The organism is Planotetraspora thailandica (genome assembly GCF_016863335.1).
Classification (GTDB): domain Bacteria; phylum Actinomycetota; class Actinomycetes; order Streptosporangiales; family Streptosporangiaceae; genus Planotetraspora; species Planotetraspora thailandica.
Genome location: NZ_BOOR01000004.1, coordinates 259,408 through 280,776, shown reverse-complemented (window position 1 = coordinate 280,776; position 21,369 = coordinate 259,408). Strand labels below are relative to the sequence as shown.

16 protein-coding genes are annotated in these 21,369 nt (G+C 70.3%); 9 read left to right on the top strand and 7 right to left on the bottom strand.

Features of this window, described 5'->3' with window-relative positions; all coding sequences use genetic code 11:
• Positions 1 to 26: 26 nt before the first annotated feature.
• Positions 27 to 641 (top strand): TetR/AcrR family transcriptional regulator, encoded by a 615-nt coding sequence (locus tag Pth03_RS02220; protein WP_203942364.1) that lies wholly within the window; start codon positions 27 to 29, stop codon positions 639 to 641.
• A 20-nt stretch (positions 642 to 661) separates the two neighbouring features.
• Here the strand turns inward: Pth03_RS02220 and Pth03_RS02215 are convergent, their stop codons facing one another.
• A complete protein-coding gene (locus Pth03_RS02215) occupies positions 662 to 1,609 on the bottom strand; it encodes a LysR family transcriptional regulator (RefSeq protein WP_203942363.1) in 948 nt (315 codons plus the stop codon).
• Between the two features lie 108 nt (positions 1,610 to 1,717).
• Here Pth03_RS02215 and Pth03_RS02210 point away from each other — a divergent pair, with 108 nt between their 5' ends.
• The 3 genes from Pth03_RS02210 to Pth03_RS02205 all read left to right on the top strand — a co-directional run bounded on the left by Pth03_RS02210 (position 1,718) and on the right by Pth03_RS02205 (position 5,366).
• Complete coding sequence (locus tag Pth03_RS02210) at positions 1,718 to 2,971, top strand: alpha/beta fold hydrolase (RefSeq protein WP_203942362.1); 1,254 nt, start codon at positions 1,718 to 1,720, stop codon at positions 2,969 to 2,971.
• A gap of 116 nt (positions 2,972 to 3,087) precedes the next feature.
• On the top strand, positions 3,088 to 3,507 hold the full coding sequence (locus Pth03_RS41960; RefSeq protein ID WP_275413010.1) for a M64 family metallopeptidase: 420 nt from the start codon (positions 3,088 to 3,090) through the stop codon (positions 3,505 to 3,507).
• Positions 3,504 to 5,366: a M64 family metallopeptidase gene (locus Pth03_RS02205; RefSeq protein WP_275413009.1), complete on the top strand. Its 1,863-nt coding sequence runs from the start codon at positions 3,504 to 3,506 to the stop codon at positions 5,364 to 5,366. Before Pth03_RS41960 ends, Pth03_RS02205 begins: the two co-directional genes overlap by 4 nt.
• A 100-nt stretch (positions 5,367 to 5,466) precedes the next feature.
• Here Pth03_RS02205 and Pth03_RS02200 read toward each other — a convergent pair whose 3' ends face one another.
• Positions 5,467 to 10,959: an ATP-binding protein gene (locus Pth03_RS02200; protein ID WP_203942361.1), complete on the bottom strand. Its 5,493-nt coding sequence runs from the start codon at positions 10,957 to 10,959 to the stop codon at positions 5,467 to 5,469.
• Positions 10,960 to 11,327: 368 nt separating this feature from the next.
• Between Pth03_RS02200 and Pth03_RS02195 the strand changes: the two genes are divergently transcribed.
• The 4 genes from Pth03_RS02195 (at position 11,328) to Pth03_RS02180 (ending at position 14,659) form a co-directional block, all read left to right on the top strand.
• Positions 11,328 to 11,801, top strand: a complete 474-nt coding sequence (locus tag Pth03_RS02195) for an anthrone oxygenase family protein (RefSeq protein ID WP_203942360.1) — start codon at positions 11,328 to 11,330, stop codon at positions 11,799 to 11,801.
• Positions 11,802 to 11,868: 67 nt separating this feature from the next.
• Complete coding sequence (locus tag Pth03_RS02190; RefSeq protein ID WP_203942359.1) at positions 11,869 to 12,858, top strand: alpha/beta fold hydrolase; 990 nt, start codon at positions 11,869 to 11,871, stop codon at positions 12,856 to 12,858.
• A gap of 182 nt (positions 12,859 to 13,040) precedes the next feature.
• Entirely contained in the window at positions 13,041 to 13,319 is a 279-nt protein-coding gene (locus Pth03_RS02185) for a hypothetical protein (RefSeq protein WP_203942358.1), read from the top strand.
• A gap of 230 nt (positions 13,320 to 13,549) precedes the next feature.
• A complete protein-coding gene (locus Pth03_RS02180; RefSeq protein WP_203942357.1) occupies positions 13,550 to 14,659 on the top strand; it encodes a sulfite oxidase in 1,110 nt (369 codons plus the stop codon).
• A gap of 72 nt (positions 14,660 to 14,731) precedes the next feature.
• Here the strand turns inward: Pth03_RS02180 and Pth03_RS02175 are convergent, their stop codons facing one another.
• Both Pth03_RS02175 and Pth03_RS02170 read right to left on the bottom strand, forming a co-directional pair.
• On the bottom strand, positions 14,732 to 15,073 hold the full coding sequence (locus tag Pth03_RS02175) for a winged helix-turn-helix domain-containing protein (protein WP_203942356.1): 342 nt from the start codon (positions 15,071 to 15,073) through the stop codon (positions 14,732 to 14,734).
• Positions 15,070 to 15,507 carry a hypothetical protein gene (locus tag Pth03_RS02170; RefSeq protein WP_203942355.1) on the bottom strand — a complete coding sequence of 146 codons (438 nt, stop codon included), beginning with the start codon at positions 15,505 to 15,507 and terminating at the stop codon, positions 15,070 to 15,072. The genes Pth03_RS02175 and Pth03_RS02170 overlap by 4 nt, the downstream gene beginning before the upstream one ends.
• A gap of 230 nt (positions 15,508 to 15,737) precedes the next feature.
• Between Pth03_RS02170 and Pth03_RS02165 the strand changes: the two genes are divergently transcribed.
• The gene (locus tag Pth03_RS02165; RefSeq protein ID WP_203942354.1) at positions 15,738 to 16,580 is read left to right on the top strand and encodes a helix-turn-helix domain-containing protein; all 843 of its coding nucleotides are present in this window, start codon (positions 15,738 to 15,740) and stop codon (positions 16,578 to 16,580) included.
• A 90-nt stretch (positions 16,581 to 16,670) separates the two neighbouring features.
• On the opposite strand, the gene Pth03_RS02160 is transcribed toward Pth03_RS02165, so the two are convergent.
• From Pth03_RS02160 to Pth03_RS02150, 3 genes are all read right to left on the bottom strand, one after another.
• Entirely contained in the window at positions 16,671 to 17,783 is a 1,113-nt protein-coding gene (locus tag Pth03_RS02160; protein WP_203942490.1) for an ABC transporter substrate-binding protein, read from the bottom strand.
• Between the two features lie 81 nt (positions 17,784 to 17,864).
• Positions 17,865 to 19,625 (bottom strand): ABC transporter ATP-binding protein, encoded by a 1,761-nt coding sequence (locus tag Pth03_RS02155; RefSeq protein WP_203942353.1) that lies wholly within the window; start codon positions 19,623 to 19,625, stop codon positions 17,865 to 17,867.
• Entirely contained in the window at positions 19,622 to 21,145 is a 1,524-nt protein-coding gene (locus tag Pth03_RS02150; RefSeq protein ID WP_203942352.1) for an ABC transporter transmembrane domain-containing protein, read from the bottom strand. Before Pth03_RS02150 ends, Pth03_RS02155 begins: the two co-directional genes overlap by 4 nt.
• Between the last annotated feature and the right edge of the window lie 224 nt (positions 21,146 to 21,369).

The window sequence follows — 21,369 nt, the reverse complement described above, 5'->3', positions numbered from 1 at the left end:
ATACGGGCTGCAGGTAGCGTCGTTTCATGGCGACACAGGAGTATGGCAGCCAGTCCGAGGTAATTTTGGAGGTCGCGACGCGGCTTTTCGCAGCTCTCGGCTACGACGGCACGTCGATCCGCCAGATCGCTGACGCGACCGGACTGGACATCACCACGATCACCGAGCAGGTGGGCCTCAAACGGGATGTCTACCTCGCGGTCATGGAACGGGCGTTCCAAGCGGAGCGCGCCGCGATCGAGTCGGCGGCGGCGGAGTTCGAAGCGACCGGATCGGTTCACCGGTTATTCGACCGCTGCCTCGATTTCTACATCGAGCATCCGGACATAGTGGCGCTCTGGATACATCGATGGCTGCTGGACGCGGCCGACGTCGCAGAGCTGGAGAACCAGTACGTCGAACCGCTCACCGGGCTGATCGGCAAGTCGGTGGGGAATCTGCTCCCCGATACCGATATCGACATCGAGTACACGCTCTGGACGGTGATCTGGGCCGTCCACGGCTTTGTCAAGGGAGGCGCCATGGAGGCTGACGGGCAGGTGCAATGGCCCTCAAACCCGCAGAGCCTGCGCAGGTTCCGGCGCACCATACACCAGATGCTCCACCGCCACCTGGGCCTTCCCGGTGATCCGCCCCTCTGAAGACTCGCGTGGCCGGAGCTTCAGGCGGGAGGCATGCCGTCCTGGCGGGCGAGCCAGGCGGCGTAGTGGGGGCGTTCGGCGATCGCCTCCCGATGGGCCTCCGCCGCGAACGCGGTCAGCTCGTCGGCGCGCCGGGCGAACGGGCCGTCGCGGCGCCAGGCCACCAGGTGGCGGAGCCACAGCGGGTTGCCCACGAGCGGGCGCACCACGATGCCGGGACCGTCCTGCACCGTGGCCTGGCAGGGGGAGACCGCGTGGCCGCCGGCGACCAACTGCCGGATCATCGTCTGTTCGGTCATGCTGTGCGGGACCCGTGGTGTGAAGCCCGCCTCCTGGCAGGCGGAGTAGACGCACTCGGGCCAGCCGACGCCGTCGGGCGGCGAGATCACCCAGTCGTCGTCGGCGAGGTCGGCCAGCCGCACCTCGTGCTCGGCGGCGAGCGGGTGCCGGCTGCTCATGATGACGAAGACCGGTTCGGTCGCCACGAGCCGCATGTCGACCGAGGGGACGGCGGGCAATTCGTTTCCCGGGTAGTCGACCAGGGTCGCCGCGTCGAGGCGGCGTGAGGTCAGCAGATCGAGCAGGAGCCTGGGGGAGTATTCGGTGTGCACGGTGATCGGCACGCCGGGCACGGCGAACAGCCGGCTGAGCAGGCCGGACAGCATGGGCGTGACGTACCCGCCGATGCGCGCGACGTCCGACCGGCCGTCGGCGTCGGTGCCGCCGAGCAGTTCGTCCACGGCGAGCAGGATGGACCTGGCCCGGGTCAGCACGAACGTGCCGAAGGGAGTCGGGGCGATGCCGAGGCGGCCGCGCAGGAAGAGTTGCCCGCCGAAGGCCCCCTCGACCCGCTGGAGCTGAGCGGTGAGCGCGGGTTGTGACACTCCGACGGCGATGGCCGCTTTGCTGAGGCTCCCGGCGTCGGCTATCGCGCAGATCACCCGCAGGTGGCGAAGCTCCAGTTGCACGACAGCCCCTCCTTCCACCCCATAACCCCAGGAATATATCCCTTCGGGATTTGCGGGATATTTCAGATTTTGTCCAAAGTGGACCGTGACCGATATGAGGAACGCCTCGTGCCCGTGACCCACCGCCACTCCGGATACGTCTTCACCGACCACACGATCGCGGTCCCGCTCGACCATGCCGCCCCCGGCGGTCGCACGATCGAGTTGTTCGCTCGCGAGGTGGTCGCCGTGGACCGGGAGCCTGCGAACCTGCCCTGGCTGCTCTACCTGGAAGGCGGCCCCGGCAACCGGGCTCCGCGTGAGCTCCCCGCCTGGCTGGAGCGGGCGAGCCGGAACTACCGGGTGGTCCTGCTCGATCAGCGGGGCACGGGACGAAGCACCCCCGTCACCCGGCAGACGCTGACCGATCTCGCCGTCTCCGCGCACGACCTGCGCCACTTCCGGGCCGACAGCATCGTGCGCGACGCCGAACTGCTCCGCGCGCACCTCGTGGGCGACCGTCCCTGGAGCGTGCTCGGCCAGAGTTTCGGCGGGTTCTGCGCGCTCACGTATCTGTCCCTGGCCCCGGAGGGGCTGCGCGAGGTGATGATCGCGGGCGGGTTGCCGTCGCTGACCGCCTCGCCGTACGACGTGTATCGGGCCGCCTACCCACGGGTCCTGGCCCACAACAACCGGTTCTTCGCCCGCTACCCGGGCGACCAGGAGATCGCCGCCAAGGTCGTGGACCGCCTGCGGGAACACGAGGTGTCCCTGCCGGGCGGGGAGGTGCTCACCCCGCGCCGGTTCCAGACCCTGGGCATCACGTTCGGCCAGGAGCGGCGCTTCGATCTCCTCCACCACCTGCTGGAGGAGGCGTTCATCGGGAGGGACCGGCTCTCCGACGCCTTCCTGCGGGGGGTCGACTCCGTCGTCTCCTTCGCCGCGCACCCGCTCTACGCCCTGCTGCACGAGATGATCTACTGCCAGGGTGAAGGCTCCGCCTGGGCCGCACACCGGGCGCTGGCCGAGTTCCCGGAGTTCGACCTGGACCGAGGCGGACCGGTCCGGTTCATCGGCGAAATGATCTTCCCGTGGCACTTCGAGGAGGACCCCGCGCTGGCGCCGCTGCGCTCCTACGCCGAGCACCTCGCCGGAGACACCTCGTGGCCGCACCTGTACGACCCCGACCGGCTCGCCCGCAACACGGTTCCGGTCGCCGCGGCGATCTATCACGACGACTTGTACGTCGACCGCGAGCACTCACTCGTCACAGCCGGAGCGGTGCGCGGCCTGGTCCATTGGATCACCAATGAATACGCCCATGACGGCCTCAGCCGGAGCCCTGCCGTACTGGACCGGCTGATCCGCATGGTCAGGGGATGACCATAACGCCTGCTATCCAGCCATAAATCCGGAGTTATCCCCACTTGGGATGTGCGCACTTGACGCCGCGGGCGGAGAGTGCAGGCACGCTCCGATTTGTCGCTGGAGGTCCCCCCGTGCGCACACCCAGGCCGTTCACGGCCTTGGCGGCCCTGTTCCTGACCGCCGCCTTCCTTACCGTCCCCGTGACCCAGGCCGGTGCCGACACCACCGCCGCGGTCGGCAGCGCCACCGTGGTGCCGCTCCAGGTCACCGGTGATCCCGCCAAACGCTTCAACCTGATCATCATGGGCGACGGCTACACCGCGGACGAACAGTCCACGTTCGCCGCGGACGCCGACCATCACCTCAACGTGTTGTGGTCGATCGAGCCGTACAAGTCCTACCGGAACTACTTCAACGTCTACCGAGTGGACATCGTCTCGGGCGAGTCCGGCGTCGGCTGCGACTCCGACCTCGCCGCGGGCAGGAAGAGCACGCCGCTGAGCATGGGCTTCTGGGGCGGGTGCAACGCGTCCAGCGACTCCTCACCTTGAACAACTCGGCCGCCACCTCCTACGCCAACATGGTCCCGGGAACCCGCAGCAGCAACCGGCAGATCCTGGCGCTGGCCAACAGCGGCACGTACGGCGGCGCGGGCGGCACCTACGCCACCGCTTCGGGGCACAACTCGATGTCGGCGCTGATCGCCCCGCACGAGATCGGCCACTCGCTCGGCGGCCTGGACGACGAGTACTCCTACTACTCGCGGGGCGTGGACGGCGGGCCGTACGTGGGCGGGGAGCCCTCGTCCGCCCACCACACGCTGCTGACCGAGCAGCAGATGCTGGACCAACGCAAGAAGTGGTGGCGCTGGCTCGGCGAGCCCAGCGAGGCCGGTGGCGTCATCGGCAGATACGAGGGCGGCCTGTACAAGAGCAGCGGCGTCTGGCGGCCCAGCCAACACTCGATCATGCGGACCCTCGGCTACTACTACGACCAGGTCAGCCGCGAAATCATGACCCAGAAGATCGCGGCCAAGGTCAGCCTCATCCAGGCCGGAACCTCTACCGCCTCGCCGGTCGGCGCCGACCGGGTGCTCTGGGTCGAACCGATGCACCCGAACACCCACTCGCTCACCACGACGTGGAGCGTCGACGGCACCGAGGTCCCCGGCCACGGCACCTCGCTCGATCTGCGCTCGCTGAACCTGTCGCCCGGCACGCACACGGTGACGGCGACCGTCGCGGACCCGACCGACTTCGTCCGCGACCCGGCCATCCGCTCCGCTCTCACCGCGACCCGGACGTGGACGGTGGACACGAGCCTGACCACCACTCCCACGGCGACCGGCCCCGGCTTCCTCACCTCCACGCCGACCGGCCTGCCGGTGGCCCGCGACGAGGTCGTCTACGCCGAGACCACCCATCCCGACGACACCGTCCCTGCCGTCACCTGGGCCCTGGACGGCACTCGCCTCGACGACACCGACGCGGACCTCGACCTCGGTTCCGTACGGCTCACGCCCGGAGACCACACGCTCACCGCGACATCGGGCGGCCAGACGCTCACCTGGACCGTGGACGACTCGTCGCCCACGACCGAGTACGAGCTCTCCGAACCGCTGGCCACGTCGGGCGACGCCTACGTCTACAACGGGCCCTTCACCATGAAGCTCACCGGCCAGGACGACCAGCCCGGATACGTCGTACGGGAGTCGCGGGTGGACGGTGACGGCTGGTTCAACTACTTCGGCTGGCCGACCTCCGCCGACCTGCCGTGGACGTTCAGCGAGAGCGGCACCACCATCGACAGCCTGACGTACGGCACGCTGCCCCGCGGCCGGCACACCGTCGAGTACCGCTCCATCGACGCCGCCGGCAACTACGGGCAGGCGAAGAGCTTCACGGTGACGACGATCGCGCCACCGCCGGCGTGCACGACGACGATCACCGGCTCGCGCAAGGGGGCCCTCACGGTCACCTCGGGAGTCACCTGCCTGGACGACGCGGAGATCGGCGGCGCGGTGACGGTGCGCCCCGGCGCCTCGCTGGTGGCCGAGGGCGGCACGATCAAGGGCGGGCTCACGGCATCGTCCGCCGCCCAGGTGCACCTGCTCAAGACCCGCGTCAACGGCTCGGTCGCCCTCACCGGGACGACCAGGGCACTGGTGATCGCCGGCGCCGACATCACCGGCGCGATGAGCCTGACCGGCAACACCGCCACAGACGCGGCCGTCGTCACGGGAACCACCATCCACGGCGCGTTGTCCTGCGCCGGCAACACGCCCGCGTTCTCCAACGCAGGCGTGCCCAACCACCTGACCGGTGCCGGCGCGCAGTGCGGCGGCCTCGTCACGACACCTCAGCCCACGACCCGGAGCATGTCCTACGAGGCGGTCCAGCCGGCGCGCTGACACCGAATCCGCACGAACACGCGGGGGCGTCCTCAATCGAGGGCGCCCCCGTCCCGTTCATCCACGACCTGGCCGGCCCCGGACGCGGGGAATGCTCCCGCTATACCCCCGAAAGCCGGGCCGTCGCGTCCTCGATGGCCTTGATGATCCGCGGCCGCAGCTCGGCGACGCTGATGATCGCGTCCACCGAGCCGACCTCGACCGCGCGCTGGATGCTGTGCACCTGGTCGAACTCGGCGGCGACCTCGCCGAGCTTCTCGGCCCGGACGGCGGACTGCACCTCGGCGAGCCGGGCGTTCAGCGCCGCCCGCTCGGCGCCGCTGGCCGCCGAGACCTGCGTCTGCAGCGTGGTCACCCGCGGGTCGGTCGCGGTGCGGTTGTTCACCTCACCGGAGAACACCACGGCGGCCGCCGGGGCGCCGCCGAGCACCGAGGCGAACGAGCCCTCCAGCGCCAGCACGGTCATGTTCGGATTGAGCGCCTTGGAGAACACCACGAACGCGCCGCCGTGGTAGCGGGAGATCACGCAGAACACGATCGGCCCGTCGAAATTGACGATCGCCCGGCCGATCTCCGCGCCGTACTCCAGCTGGAGTTTGCGCATCGACTCCGGCGACCCGTCGAACCCGGACAGGTTCGCCAGCACCACCAGCGGCCGGTTGCCGGAGGCCGAGTTGATCGCCCGCGCGGTCTTCTTCGACGACCGCGGGAACAGCGTGCCCGCGGTGTAGGTGTCCGGCCCGTCAGTGGGCGGGAAACCGCGCCGCGGCACCGACCGCGACTCGATGCCGATCAAGCAGACCGGCCAGCCGCCGATGTGCACGTCCTGCACCGCGGACGTCTCCGCGTCGGCCATGCCCGCCCAGCGCTCCAGCACCGGGTGATCCTGGTCGGACACGGCGCGCATCACCGTACGGATGTCGAACGGCTTCTTACGGTCCGGGTTGTGCGCGGCCGAGAAGATCTGACCGACGGTGGCGAAGTCGCTGCCGGCGATCGCGTGCGGGAACTCCGACACGTCGCGGTCGGCCGGGTCGTTGGTCCAGGCCCGCCGCGGTGCCGTCTCACCGGGCACGACGTACGTGTGGTCGTAGTGCGCCATGAGCACGTCGCGGGCGGCCGGCAGGTTGGGCGCCCAGTACTGCGCCTGGCCGTTCGGCCCCATGACGCGGTCGTAGCCGCCGATGCCGAAGTTGTCCTCGGCCGACACGCCGCCGGAGAAGTCCAGTGACTGCTTGCCGGTGAGCACCATCGCCGAGTCGGGCGTCATCACCAGGATGCCCTTGGTGTGCATGAGCATCGTCGCTTCGGCGTTCCAGTACGGCTGGGCCCCGACGGTGATGCCGGCGACCACGATGTTGATCTCGCCGCCGTCCTGGGTGAACGAAACGATCCGCTTGAGCGCGGCCGCGACCCAGTCCATGTTCTCCGTGCCCGAGGTCATAGAGATCCGCGCACCTGCCGACAGGGCGAACCACTCCAGTGGGACCCGCATCCGCTCGGCGAGGTCGAGCGCGGCGATCACCCGTGAGCACTCCGGTTCCGACAGCGCGCCCAGCGCCTTCGTCGGGTCGCCGAGCAGGACCACCCGGGCGACGCCTTCGGGATACCGCTCGGTCGGCGTCGTGACGACGCCCGCCACGATCGCCGCGGAGTTCCTGCCCTTCGGCCGGTCCACCGGCACGAGCACGCCGTGGTCGTCGAGGTCGTACTCGACGAAGCCGCCCTCCGGCCCGGCGAGCATGTCCGTCAGCTCGTACGGGTAGACGTTTCCGCGCCGGGCCGCGCGCAGCACCTTCTGGCGGTAGTCGTCCAGCGGCTGCAGCGGCTCCTTCGACGGCGCTTCGACGTGCAGGTGCGCGCCGTTGCCCGGGTCGAGGGTGATCCGCACCGCGACCTCGGTCAGCTCGCCCGCGGAGTTGCGCTGGCGGGCCACGAACTGGACCTCCTCGAGCCCCGCGCCCGCCGTGGTCGGCAGGATGCGCTGGACCAGCGCGTTCAGCTCGTCTCCCGACAACTCGGTCGACGGCCAGACGTACATCATGATGCGGTTGGTGTCGAACCGCTTGTTCTGGGGCCGCTGCGCCTGGATGTTGCGAATGGCGTCCAGGCCCGCAAGGATCGCGTCCTCCACCGCGGGCAGCGCGACCAGCCTGCCGTCGGCCTCGCGCAGCGGCGTCAGGTCACGGACCTGGCCCATCGCGATGAGCCGCTCGTCGGCCGGGTTGCTGCGCGCCACGGCCTTGAACAGGTAGACCTCCTCGTCCGCGGACGGCAGCCGGGTGAGGTCGAACTCACGCAGCCGCTGCAGCTGCAGGCGCTCCGCGATCTGCGGGTGCAGGCCGCGGATCAGCCGGTCCTCGGCGAAGCCCGCGCCGTCGGGCCGGAAGGTGAAGTGGTGGTGCATCACGCCGCTCGTGCCGGCGACGGTGGTGGTGATCCGGCGGACGCCCGCGGGCTGCGGGTGTTCGGCGAGGAGCTGCCCGAGCCGCACCGCCATCGCGTCGGCGTCCGGCTGGTCCTCCCACGTGACGTAGAGGTCGGCGACCAGCCCGCGCTCGCTGACGTCGGCGGCGAACGTGCCGACGGCGCCGATGGCGTCGGGCAGGGCGGCGATGTCGACACCGGTGGTGATCACGCGTGTGACGCCGTCTGAGCCGGTGTGCTCTGCGGTGACGAACCGGCAGCCCGCGGCCTCCCGCACGGCGACCTCGGACAGCCCGCGGTTGCCGTAGTAGCGGCGGGTCAGCACCTCCAGCAAGGGTGCGTGGTCCCGCCCGAGGCGGCCGATCCGCTGGCCGATCAGCCGGACCAGCGGCTCGGCGCTGGCCACCATGGCCTGGATCCGCTCGGCGCGGTCCGGCGCGTCCGGGTTGTGGTCCAGGTAACGCAGGTCCTTGCGCACCGCGGCGTAGACCGTGGCGCGGTTGCGGCGCAGCAGCGGCTGGGCGAACCAGCGGAACACCACGCCGCGGGCCAGGTCGGAGACCGTGGGGAAACGCACCTGTGTGGCCTCGACCAGGTGCTCGAGGGTGAGCCCGGCGCGCTCGCCGAGCGGCTCGAGCGGCGACACGCCGGCCAGCCACCGACGCAGCAGCTCCGACACGATCGCGACGCCGGTGCTCATCTGCTGCTGGGCCAGGAAGATCCGGAAGACCGCGGCCTCCAGCTCCGGCGTGCGGTCGAGGCTGCCGATGCCGTAGTGCGCGAGGACCTGCTCCAGTTTGACCTGGAACCCTTCGGCAACGCCGGCGCGTTCGACGTCGAGGCTTTGCAGGTAGCTGTGGAAGAACTCGCGCGGGCTGTGCACCGGGCTGCCCGGCTCGACGTCGAGCTCGCCGCCCGGCTTGTTGCGGCTCAGTTCGGACAGGTCGGCGAACACGGTGAGCAGGTCCAGCTCGCCCTCGAGCGGCCGGCCACCGAGCTCGGCCCGTGCGGCCAGATACCCGGACAGCACGCGCTTGTGGTCGTGCGGGTCGACGTCGAAGCCGAGCAGCAGGCTGCGCAGGTCCTGCAGGCCGCGCTCGGCCCGGTCGGCCGCGGACACGTCCGACGGCTCGGCGGGCAGGTCGAGCTCGACGATCTCGCCGGTGCCCGCTGCTTCCTCCTCTGCGCCTTCGGCGGCGAGGGGCTCCAGGCGCATCAGCGGCGCGCCGGTCTCGACCTGGCTGCCCACCGACACCGGGCACTCGCGGACCCGGGCGCGGAACGGCGCGCGCAGCACCGTCTCCATCTTCATGCTTTCGAGCACGAGGATCGGCGCGCCCGCCTCGACCTCGTCGCCGACCGACAACGGCGTCGCCACGACCAGCGCGGGCGCGGGGGAGCGGACGACGCCGCCTTCGTCGCGGCTGATCCGGTGGGTGACACCGTCGACCTCGACCAGGTGGATCGGCCCATGGGTGGCCGACACCAGGCGGAACCGGCGGCCGTTGACCACGATCTGCCCGGTGTGCTCGTCGAAACGCTCGACCTCGACGTCGACGGGGCGCGACTCGCCGCCGCCGGAAAGGCCGACGCGGAACCGCTTCTGCCCGACCCGGGCCACCTTCACCCGGTAGCCGGCGCCGCGGAGCTTGAGGTCCAGCGGGCGACCCGAGTCGTGCTGCACCTGCGGGCGCCCGCCACGCGCGGTGGACAGCAGCCGACGGCGGCTGACCTCCTCCTCGTCCTCGTACGCCTCGATCGCGGCGGCGGCCAGAGCGATCGCGGAGTGCCGGTGGCTGACCAGGCGGCCCTCGGCGCGCACACGGTCGATCCAGCCGGTGTCGGCGCTCGCGTCGACGACCTCGGGCTGGTCGAGCAGGTCGAGCACGAAGCTCTTGTTGGTGGCGCCGCCCTCGATGATCACCGTGGTTTCGCCCATCGCGCGGCGCAGCCGACCCAGCGCCTGCTCGCGGTCGCGGCCGTAGGCGATGATCTTCGCGATCATCGAGTCGAAGTCGGCCGGGATGGTGTCGCCCTCGCTGACGCCGGTGTCCACGCGGATGCCGGGCCCGGCGGGCAGCACCAGGCGTGCGATGCGGCCCGGGGCGGGCGCGAAGTCGCGGTCGGGGTCCTCGGCGTTGAGGCGAGCCTCCACAGCGTGGCCGGCCTCGCCCGGCTGGGCGCCTTCCAGCCTTCCGCCGTTCGCCACGTGCAGTTGCAGCCGGACCAGGTCGGTGCCGGTGGTGATCTCGGTGATCGGGTGCTCGACCTGCAGCCGGGTGTTGACCTCTAGGAAGGCGAACACCTTGTCGCCGGGGTGATAGAGGAACTCGACGGTGCAGGCCCCGCGATAGCCGACGGCCACGGCGAGACGCTCGGCCGACGCCTTCAGCTCGGCGGTCTGCTCGATCGCCAGGACAGGGGAGGCGGACTCCTCGATGATCTTCTGGTTCCGCCGCTGCACCGAGCAGTCCCGGACGCCCAGCGCCCACGCGGTGTCCCCGTCGGCGATGACCTGGACCTCGACGTGCCGGGCACCGGTGACAAGGCTCTCCAGGAAGACCACGCCCGAGCCGAACGCGCGCAGCGCCTCCTGGCGGGTGCGCTCGTAGGCGTCGGTCAGCTCCTCCGCCGAGGCGACCTTGCGGATGCCGCGCCCGCCGCCGCCCGCGGTCGCCTTGAGCATCAGCGGGTAGCCGATCTCGTCGCCGGCGCGCAGCGCGGCCTCGAGCGTGGCGACCTCGCCACGGCTCCACGGGGCGACGGGAACGCCGACCTCCTCCGCGATGAGCTTGGCGCCGATCTTGTCGCCGAGCCTGCGCATCGCCTCCGCGCTCGGCCCGACGAAGGTGACGCCGATCTTCTCGCAGAGCTCGGCGAACGCCGGGTCCTCGGCGACGAAGCCCCAGCCGACCCACGCGGCGTCGGCCCCGGTCTCCGTCAGAGCCTGCTCCAGGACGGCGTGGTCGAGATACGGCCGGGCCGAGGCGGGGCCGAGCGAGTAGGCGACATCCGCCTCGCGGACGAAGGTCGCGTTGCGGTCGGCATCGGTGTAGAGAGCGACCGTCTCGATCCGCGCCCCGGTTTCCGCTGAAAGATCGCGGACGGCGTGGATGAGCCGCATCGCAGCCTCTCCGCGGTTGACGATGGCGACACGACTGAACACCTGCTGAGCCTCCCAAGTACCCGAGCACAGAAGGCGACGTCCGGGTCCCTCCCGGAGCGTCGCCTGCACCTTCGACAACCTTGCTCGCTCACCGCCGGGTAAACCAAGGTCCCGCATCGCGCATAGCGGAGCGGCTCCTTTGTGGGGACCCCACAAAAGGCCAACAGGCCACACCGCCCGGCGTCCGCTTCGCACACGGTCTCCTACAAACACGAAGGAGGACACGTTGAGCGCAGTGCTGCTGACAGTACCCGGCACCTACTCCTGAGGCGGCGGCAGATCGCCCGAACCTCATCCCGGTGTCGTAGTGGGAGAAGTCTCCGCTGGTAGGACGCCTACGGCACAGCGGTTGGACGACCATTGCCTGCATGAGAACCCGAGTCAGGCATGTTCAGGGCGCCGCACTGCTGGCCAGTGGGCTGCTCGCGGGAGCGTTCGGATACGGCGCCGCCAACGTGGTTCCCACGTTCGCGGCCGTCCCCTTGGATGTGCGGCTGACCTTCCACACCGCGATGATGAAGGTCAACGAGCCGGTCATGCAGACTGCGATGGCGCTGGCGATCCTCTCCTCGTTCGGGCTGGCGGTTGTCAGCCGCGGCCTGCCACGGCGACTGGCGATCGGTGCCGGCGCGTTGACGTTGACCTCGTTGCTGGTCACGGTATTCGGCAACGTCCCCCTGCACGCGCACATCCGGCAGTGGGCCGCCGGCTCGGTCGCAGAGGGCTACGCCGAGATCCTGCAGCGGTGGGAAACCTTTCACACCATCCGTACCCTGACCGCGCTTGCCGCGTTCGTCCTGATCGTCGCCATCGCCGTCTACACCCGGCCCGCAACCCGTTGACCGACCCGGATGCAGAAGGAGTGCCGACCACGTGCGAAAGCGAAAAGTCATCAGGATCGTCGCCGCGGTGCTTGCCGTTCTGATAGGGGTGCCGGCCGCGGGAGTCGCCGCGCTTCTCCTCTGGGACGGCGGCATTGACACCGATCCGCACCGAGAGCTCCTCCATGACGTCCGGATCGATCTGCGAACGGCCATGACACGGCATGGCCCGATCGAATACGACCTGTACGGCACGCACGGTCCCGTGCTGCTGTCTGTTCACGCCGGGCTCGGCGGTGCAGATCAAGGGCGCCTGTTCGCCGGCTGGCTGCAGAAGGACGGGTTCCGCATCCTGAGCCCCTCACGGCCCGGTTACCTCGGCACACCGTTGGAAAGCGGCAGGACCAACGAGGAGCAGGCCGACCTGCTCGCCGCGCTGCTGGATGAGCTCGGCATCGACCGAGTCGGAGTGCTGGCGGTCTCGGCCGGGAGTCCGGTCGGCTACACCTTCGCGGCACGACATCCGGATCGCATCTGGGGACTGGTCTCCATCGGCGGACTGAGCAAACCCCAACCCGGCGGCGGGCCGGGCTCGCCATTGCGGAGAACGTTCCTGAACACCGTCGGCCAGAAACTCACCCTGCTGACGGCGAAGCTCTCGTTCGAGACCGTCGTCGCAGGAACGTTGGACGAGACCAGTACCTTCACCGAAGAACAGCGGGCAGAGCGCATCTCGTACATCATGAACACGCCAGACGTGCAGGCGCTCTTCAAAGCGATGTTCGACACGACGTTTCCGTACCAGAAGCGCTGGGCGGGCACCGACAACGACGCGGCGCAAGCCCGACGTGGCGGTTTGCCTCTGGAGCAGATCACGACTCCGACTTTGGTGATCCACGGCACGCAGGACGGCGACGTGCCCTTCGACCACGGGGAGTCCGCCGCCCAGCGCATCCCCGGCGCGGAACGCTATTGGATGGAGCACGGCGATCACCTGGGCTTTTGGCTCAGCCCGGAGGCGAGCCAGGCGCAAGCGGCAGCGAGACAGTTCTTCCTGCGGCACGCGCCGACCGAATGAGTCACCTGTGCCTCCCATGCCTGTGTCCGTGTCCGTGCTTATGTCCATGTCCATGTCCATGTCCGCGTCCATGCCTGTGTCCATGCCTGGACCGCCATCCACCATGGCGCCCGCCGCCGCGGGAGACGTGGAGCCTCTGGGAGATCGTGCAGCGTCGCCCCCTGCACTGACCGGACTGGGTGATGACGGTCCTGCTGACGCTGTTCACCTGCTGCACGCCCTTGTGGGTCGACGGGCTGTTGACGGCCGGAGCGTTCTGGTTGTTCCGCCCACCGTTGCGGATCCGGACAGGGCCGTGCTCGCCCGCGGAGGCGGGTGCCCACGCGGCCCCCGGCGTCGCCCCGGGGCTCGCGCTCGCCCGTGGCGTCGCGACGAACCCGCATAGCGCGGCGACGGCCGTGGTCAGCGTCAGCAGCCGTAGGCCGGCGCTCAGGCCGGCGATCGAACTCCCCGCACGATGACGACTCATTTCGTCGTTCACCTGCCTCTCATCCGCCGGCGGTTTACACCTCCGGAACGGATATAAAGGACATAAGGGATATATCGGGGCATACCCTGCGACTGGGCGGCGGCCTCCTGCCCAATGGCCGACGGCGCAGATGATTTGCTCCTTCTTTGTCGTCCTATGCGAAGGAATCATCCACGGGGCCCGACCTATCCCCGGTCAGGGAGGGCGGGGCATCCTTGTCGGATGGACGTGACACTGGCCGAGATCAGCCGCCCCGGACGGGTGGACACCGGTGAAGGCATCAGCGCCGAGGAGCTTGCCCTGGCGGCGCGCAACCACGGCATCCCCCTGGAGGCGCTGCGGTACGACGTGACACCGCCCGGCCTGCACTACCTGCTCATCCACTACGACATCCCCCTGCTGGACCCGCTGACCTGGAGGTTGCATGTGGGCGGGCAGGTCGGCACGGATCTCACGCTCGGCCTGGCGGAGCTGAAGGAACTGCCCAGCCGTACCGTCCGGGTGACGATGGAATGCGCGGGCAACGGACGGGCGAGGCTGGAGCCCCGGCCGGTCAGCCAGCCGTGGCTGGTAGAGGCGGTGGGGACGGCCGAGTGGACCGGCGTCCCGCTACGCGAGGTGCTCGCCGCCGCAGGCGCCGACCCGGGCGCGGCCGAAGTGGTCTTCACTGGCGCCGACCACGGCGTGGAACGCGGCGTCGAGCAGGACTACCAGCGCAGCCTGCCGTTGGAGGAGGCGATGCGCGAGGAGGTGCTGCTCGCCTACGAGATGAACGGCCTTCCGCTGGCCCCCCAGCACGGGTTCCCGTTGCGTCTCGTGGTCCCCGGCTGGTACGGCATGGCGCACGTGAAATGGCTGAGGGACATCGAGGTGGTGTCGGAACCGTTCACCGGCTTCCAGCAGGCCGTCGCCTACCGCCTGCGCCAGGCGCCCGACGAGCCGGGCGTGCCGGTCACCCGGATCACCCCGCGGGCGCTCCTTGTGCCGCCGGGCTTCCCCGACTTCATGTCCAGGACGCGGGTGGTACGGCCGGGCACGGTGACCCTGGAGGGCCGGGCGTGGTGCGGCCGTGCGCCGGTCGAGCGGGTGGACGTGAGCATGGACGGCGGCGCCACCTGGGCACCGGCGGTGCTCGCCGAGCCGGACGGGCACCCGTGGGCGTGGCGGCGCTTCACCTTTGAGTGGTCTCCCGGGCCGGGCCGTTACGAGCTGTCGGCCAGGGCCACCACCGCCGATGGGGAGGGGCAGCCCGAGTCGCAGGCGTGGAACCGCGGCGGTTTCGCGAACAACGCCGTACAGCGGATTCCGGTGGTCTGCCTCGAAGCCGAATGAGGCCCGGTTGGATGACGATGATCTCGAAGGCGCGCAGGCCCCTGCCCCTGTTCGGCTCAGTGTGTGGATGGGTCAGTCCGCGTCGTTGAGCGTCAGGCCTGCGATCGCCTGAAGGGCACGGATGTGGCGGCGGTAGGCGGCCTGCCCGTCGGGGGTGAGGCTGAGCCAGGTGCGGGCGCGCCGGCCGACCCGGCCTTTGTCCACGCCGACGTAGCCGGCCTGTTCGAGGAGGGCGACCTGCTTGGACAGCATCGGATCGGTGATCTCCACGCTGTCGCGGACCAACGCGAACTCGGCGCTGTCGACGTCGGCGAGCGTCGCGACGATGGACAGGCGTACCGCGTGGGTCAGCAGATCGTCCAGGTCGTGGCGGGGGTGGGCGCGGTGGGTCGCGTTCGGGGTCGGCTTGGTCATGGGCGCCGTTCCCTCAGGGCGGCCAGCGTCAACGGCACGGCGACCGCCAGCGCTGCCGGCAGCCAGTACGCCGGGCGGCCGTACAGGCCGGCGAGGTCGCCGATCCACGCCGCCGCGCACCACACCACCCAGGCTCCCCAGGCGTAGGGGAAGACGCCCCATCGGGGCGGTGGCGGAGTGCGGGCGAACACCAGCAGCCGCCGATACCACAGAGTGATCACGACGAACGGAAGAATCACGGCGGCCAGGGTCAGCACGGCTTTCAGCACGACGGGTTCGACCAAGCCGAACATGAGCAGCGCGATGCTGTTGCCCGCCGCGCACACTCCTAGGTACAGCTGCATGGAGCGAGCGCGGGAGCGCACGCTCCGCGACAGCTGGTCCGCGTGCTCGAGGACGGCGCGGGCCTGTTCAGGTGACATCTCCTCCGCCATGTCTGCAGCATGCGCCGTTGTTGCCAAATCGGCAAGTAATTGCCTGATCGGTATGCAATCGGTGTCCGGCGGTCAGGCCAGGCGGGCGCCGGCGGCGGGTGTGCCGTCGTTTGTGTGAAGTGAAGTCATGGGTGCTTTTCTACGGCGGCCCCAGGTACCGGGCCAGAGCAGGACGAACCTGGGCACGGCAGGACCACGCAGGGCGCCGGCAGGCCGCCTAACCTGGAGCAATGCCACGCGACCGCGCCGCGCTCGGGACGTTCCTACGCTCCCGCCGGGACCGCCTCACCCCCTCCCAGGCGGGCATCCAAGCCTTCCCCGGGGCCCGGCGGGTGCCGGGGCTGCGGCGGGAGGAGCTGGCCGTACTTGCCGGCCTGAGCCCGGACTACTACAGCCGGCTCGAACAGGGACGCCAGGCCAACATCTCCGCCGAGGTGCTCGACGCGTTGGCCCGAGCGCTGCGCCTGGATAAGGTCGAGCACGCGCATCTCCGCGACCTCGCCGCGCCCACCGCTCGGCGCCGCGCCGCGACCCCCCACGCGGTCCAGCGCCCCGATCCCGGCCTGCTGCGGCTGATGCGCACGCTCGACCATGTCCCGGTGCTGCTGCTCGGCAACCGCGGTGAGGTCCTGGCCCGCAACGCCCTGCTGGCGGAGGTGCTGGGCCGTCCGCTGGAGCCGGGAACCTCGTTCGTCCGCTTCATGTTCCAGGACCCGGTCGCCCGCGAGCGGATCGTGAACTGGGCGGACTTCGCCTCGGCCACCGTCGCCACGATGCGCCGGGAGATCGCCCGCCGCCCGTACGACAACCGCCTCGCGGCGCTCGTGGACGAGTTGCGCGCGACCGACGGGGACGTCGCCCGGTGGTGGGACGACCACGCCGTCCGCGACTACGCGTCGGTGACCAAGCGCGTCCAGCACCCTGCCGCCGGCCCGATGTCCTTCGACATCGAGATCGTCTGCGCGCCGCACGAGCCGGACCAGCGGCTGGTCGTCTACACGACCGAGCCCGACTCCCTCACCGCCCGCGTCCTGCCGATCCTGGCCAGTTGGAACGCCGCGCCCCATCCCTGACCAGGCCGGCACTCGCCGCCGCGGCGAACACTGTTGGATCGCGTACGGCGGATGCCGCCGGGGTTCGGGCAGCCGGACCTCCGTGCTCTCTCAGCCCGTGTGAAGGATCCGAAAGCGATCGGGTTCCGCCGGATCTCGATCAACGACTTGGATCGGCGTCCAAGCCCATTGCCAAACGCTGATGCCTGGCGTGCGGGAGAACTGGATCTGCCCGCGGGTGCCTTCGACTGCGACGTGCGCCCAGGATTCGGCAGTGCGGGCCCGGTCCGCGCCGTGAGAACGCAGCACATCGGCGAGGACGGCGACCGTGTCGTAGCCCTCGAAGGCGACGAAGGAGGGCGCTTCGGCCAACCGCTCGCGGAGGGCCGTCTCGACTCGTGCACCGAGTGGGCTGAGGCGATCGGGCAGGTAGCGCAAGAACGGGATCGCGGCGCTGTCGTCGCCCAGCAACGTGGCCCATTCGGCGAACTCCGGTTGTCCGGCCGGAGCACCGATCATGATCTCGGCGAGGCGCTGGTCGCGGCGGACAGACTTGACGATCGACACTGCCGGCTCCGGGTGGCCGACCAGAAGAAGGAGGGCTGTGGCGTGATTGCCGACGAGTTCGTCGCACACGGCTGTGGGGGCGAGCGCGCGCATGTCGAGTTCGATGACGGTGCCGCCGCGTGGAGCGAGGTAGTCCCGCAGAATGCGGGCCCCGGCCGCCCAGTAGACACTCGACTCGGCTGCTACGGCGATTCGCCTGTAGCCCGCGCTGAGGAGGAAGTCCGCGTAGATCTGCCAGCCGTGGGACTGCGCCGGGGCGAGGCGCGCGACCCATTCCGTCGGCTGTTCGGTGAGCGCGTCGAGAACCGCTGACGAGCAGAGGAACGGCAGGCCGAGGGCGTCGGCTCTGGCGGCAGCGGCGCGGGCGACGACGCTGTGATACTCACCCGCCAAGGCGGCCACGCCCAGGCGAGCCAATTCATCTACGGCCGCCGCGGCCCTCTGTGGATCAGCCGCGGTGTCGCGGACCACCAGCTCGAGTGGTCTTCCGGCGATCCCGCCGGCGTCATTGACTTCGCGAACGGCCAGCTCGAGGCCGGCGAGCAAGTGCCGGCCTGCCTCGACCCAGCCCGGCCGAGTCAGCGGAACGAGAGCGCCAATCTGGACGGATGATCCGTCAGTCCGCTCCGCTCCAGGTGGCGATGGTGGCGTATTCATGCGTTGGCGTCTCCCATGTGCCGATTCGGTTGTAGTTTGCCCGGATCGGACAGTGGCAAGGCCCGGCAGCACGCGTTCATCTCATCTCGCCGTGGCGGACGCACCTGGGTGACCATACCGGCGTGAGCCATGCCAGGAGCTCCACAACGCCTCATAAACCCCACCGGCCGCAACCAGCTCATCATGCGCGCCGACCTCCACCACGCGCCCGCCCTCCATCACCACCACCCGATCCGCATCCCGCGCCGTATGCAGCCGGTGCGCGATCGCGATCACCGTACGTCCCTCCAGCACCGCCGCCAGCGACCGTTCGGCGCGCCGGGCCGTACGCGGATCGAGCATGGCGGTGGCCTCGTCAAGGATGACCGTGTGCGGGTCGGCCAGGATGACCCGGGCCAGGGCGAGCTGCTGCACACGGTCGGGGCCGAGTTCGGTCCCGGAGGAGTACGAGCCGAGCTCGTCGTCCAGCGAGCCGACCCAGTCGGCGCCGACCGCCGCCAGGGCCTTCTCCAAGTGGTTGTCGTCGGCCGTGGGGTCGGCCAGGCGGAGGTTGTCGCGGACGGTGCCGAGGAACAGATGCTGCTCCTGGGTGACCAGCACGACGTGTTCGCGGAGCTGGGCGGGGGACAGGTCGGCGACGGGGACCGAGCCGACGGTGACCATGCCGAGGCGGGGGCGGTCGATGCCCGCCAGCAGCTTGCCGAGCGTGGACTTGCCGGCTCCCGAAGGGCCGACGATGGCCAGGCGCTCGCCGGGCCGTACGGTCAGGTCCACTCCGGTGACGACGTCGTCGGTGGATTCGTAGGCGAAGTGCACGCCGGTTGCCACGATGTGCTCGTCCCGGGGTTCCGGGGCGGCCACAGCGGTCTGCGTCGCCGAGGTCTGGAGGCCTTCGATCCGGGCGAAGGAGGCGCCGCTGCTTTGCAGCTGTTCCATCCAGATGAGGATGGTTTCGATGGGCTGCTGGAGCTGGCGAAGGTAGAGCACGCACGAGACCACGGCGCCGAGGGTGACCTGGCCGCTGTCCAGCAGTACTCCACCGAGCAGCAGGACCAGGACAGGAGGGAGGAGTGCGGAGACTTCCACCGACGGCCAGAGGACACCGCGCAGGAAGAGGGTTCTGAGCTGGGCGACCCGGCTGCGCTCGATCACCCGCTCGGCGGCGCGGGTGCGCCGGTGCTGGAGGCCGAGGGCTTCGATGGTGCGGGCGCCGGCGGCGTTGGCGGCCAGGTGTTCGGCCAGTTCTGAGCGGGCGGCGCCCTCCTCCAGGTAGGCGGCACGGGCGCGGCGCAGGTACCAGCGGGAGGCGGCGGCGATGCCGGCGAGCGCGAGCAGACCGCAGGCTCCCAGCAGCGGGTCGACCAGGAAGACGGCCGCGACGAGGAAGACCACCTGCAGGGAGGAGATCAGTACGGCGGGGGCGGCGTCGCGCAGGGTGCGCCCGACCACGCCGACGTCTGTGGTGCCGCGGGCGGTCAGGTCTCCGGTGCGGATGTGCTCGACCGTGGCGGCGGGCAGGGCGAGCACGCGGTCGAGGAACTCCTGGCGGATGTGTTCCTGGGTGCGCTCGCTGAAGCGGGTGCCGATCTGCTCGGCGTATCGGGACAGGATGAGCTGCAGCAGCGCCCCACCCACGGCGATCGCGGCGAGGAGGTCGATCGTGCCGCCGGCGGAGATGGTGTCGATGATGCGGCCCAGCAGCCACGGGCTGACCAGGGCCGCAGCCGCCGCCAGGCCGTTGAGGAGGAGGGTGGCGGTGAAACCGGGGACGTCGCGGCGGATCAGACGCAGGGCCGCCTGCCGTACGTGCTTGCGGTCGGAGACGGGGAGGTCGCGAATCATGACACCACCGTCCGGTACACGTCGCTGGATTCCAGCAGGTCGCGGTGGGTGCCCGTCGCGGCCACCTGGCCGTCCTCGATCAGGACGATCTGGTCCGCCTGGGCGAGCAGCAGCGGCGACGTGGTGGCGACGACCGTGGTACGGCCGGCGCGCGCCGTACGGAGACGCTGCGCGAGCAGGGATTCGGTGTGCGCGTCCAGCGCCGAGGTGGGCTCCACCGCCAGCAGCACCTCGGGATCTGCCACCAGCGCCCTGGCCAGGCGTATCCGCTGGCGCTGGCCGCCCGACAGGTTGCGGCCACCGGGCTCGATCATGGAGTCCAGCCCGTGGCGCAGCCCGGCGACCACGTCCTGGGCGGCGGCGACGGTGACGGCGCGACGGATGGTCTCGTCGTCGGCAGCGCCGCGGCCCTGCAGGACCTCGCGCAGCGTGCCGGCGAACAGCGCGGCATCGTGGTCGGCGATCAACGAGGTGCCGTCGAACCCGCCGAGGCTCTCGAGCAGCGCCACACTCTCCTCGGGGCGGGCACTGACCAGCCCCACAAGGCTTCCCGGCGTGACCTCCAGCCCGGGGGAGCGGGGCCGGTCGCCGGGCCGCAGCGCGAGGAAGCGGGTGACCTGCCGGGCGGAGACAAGGCCGTGGCTGATCTGGAAGCTGCCTTCGATGAAGAAGGAAACCGGAACCACCAGCATGGCGATATATCCGTAGACGCCGACCAGCTCGCCCACCGTGATCGTGCCTTCTGCGGCCAGCCTGGCACCCAGCCAAGTCACTGCGGCCAGGAACAGCGCGGGCAGCCCGGCGCCCAGCGCGCCGATCCAGCTCGTCAGCGACGCCACTCGGTAACCCTGCTCGCGCAGGCGCGCCGAGTCGGCGAGGTAACGCTCGGCGTAGGCGTCCTTGCCGCCGAACGCGTTGAGCACCCGCAGCCCCTCGATCAGGTCCACCAGCCGGGTGGTCAGCCTGCCCTGGCTCTCGCGGTAGCCGTTCTGCACCTTCATCAGCCGCCCGAGGAGCGGCCCGAGCACGATCGCCAGCACCGGCACGCCGAGCAGCACCACCACGGCCAGCACCACGGAGACCTGCAGCAGCAGCGCCGCCACCACCCCGTAGCCGATCACCGCGCCCACCCCGGGACCTGTCACCGTCAGCGACGCGGCGATCGTGATGACGTCGCCGATACCGATCGTCACGACCTCGCCTGCCGAGGTGCGCTTGTTCAGGTGCGCGCCAAGAGTGTTGATCTGCTCCACCAGGGCGCGCACCGTGCGGAAGTTGGCGTCCATCCGGATCTTGGTCATCGTGCGGTGCCGCATCATCGCCAGCCAAGCGTTGGCAAGGCCGGCGCCGAGCAGCGCCAGCACCCAGCCGGGCGCCAGGTTGTCGTCGATCGCCCTGGACAACAGGTACGGCGGGAGCGTGAGGCCCACCGTCCACAGGGTGCCCAGCGTCGCGCCCAGCGCGACCCGGCCCTTCTGCGCCCAGGCCAGCCAGCACAGATATCGAGCCGCCGCCTTCATCGCGATCACGCTAGACCATGGCTTTACCTTCCTGCCGAAGGGGTTACTCGTAGCGGCCGACCCAGGTGACCGGGCCCCGACTCCGTGCGCTGACCTGGCGCCCCGCCAACGGCGACGTCGCCGCGCGGCCATGGCTACTCGATACGTCTTGTGGCCTGGTCGGTGCGACGGGCGGAAAGGCTCAGGGCCGTCGGACCCGCTGGTCTGACGGCCCTGGTCGGCCG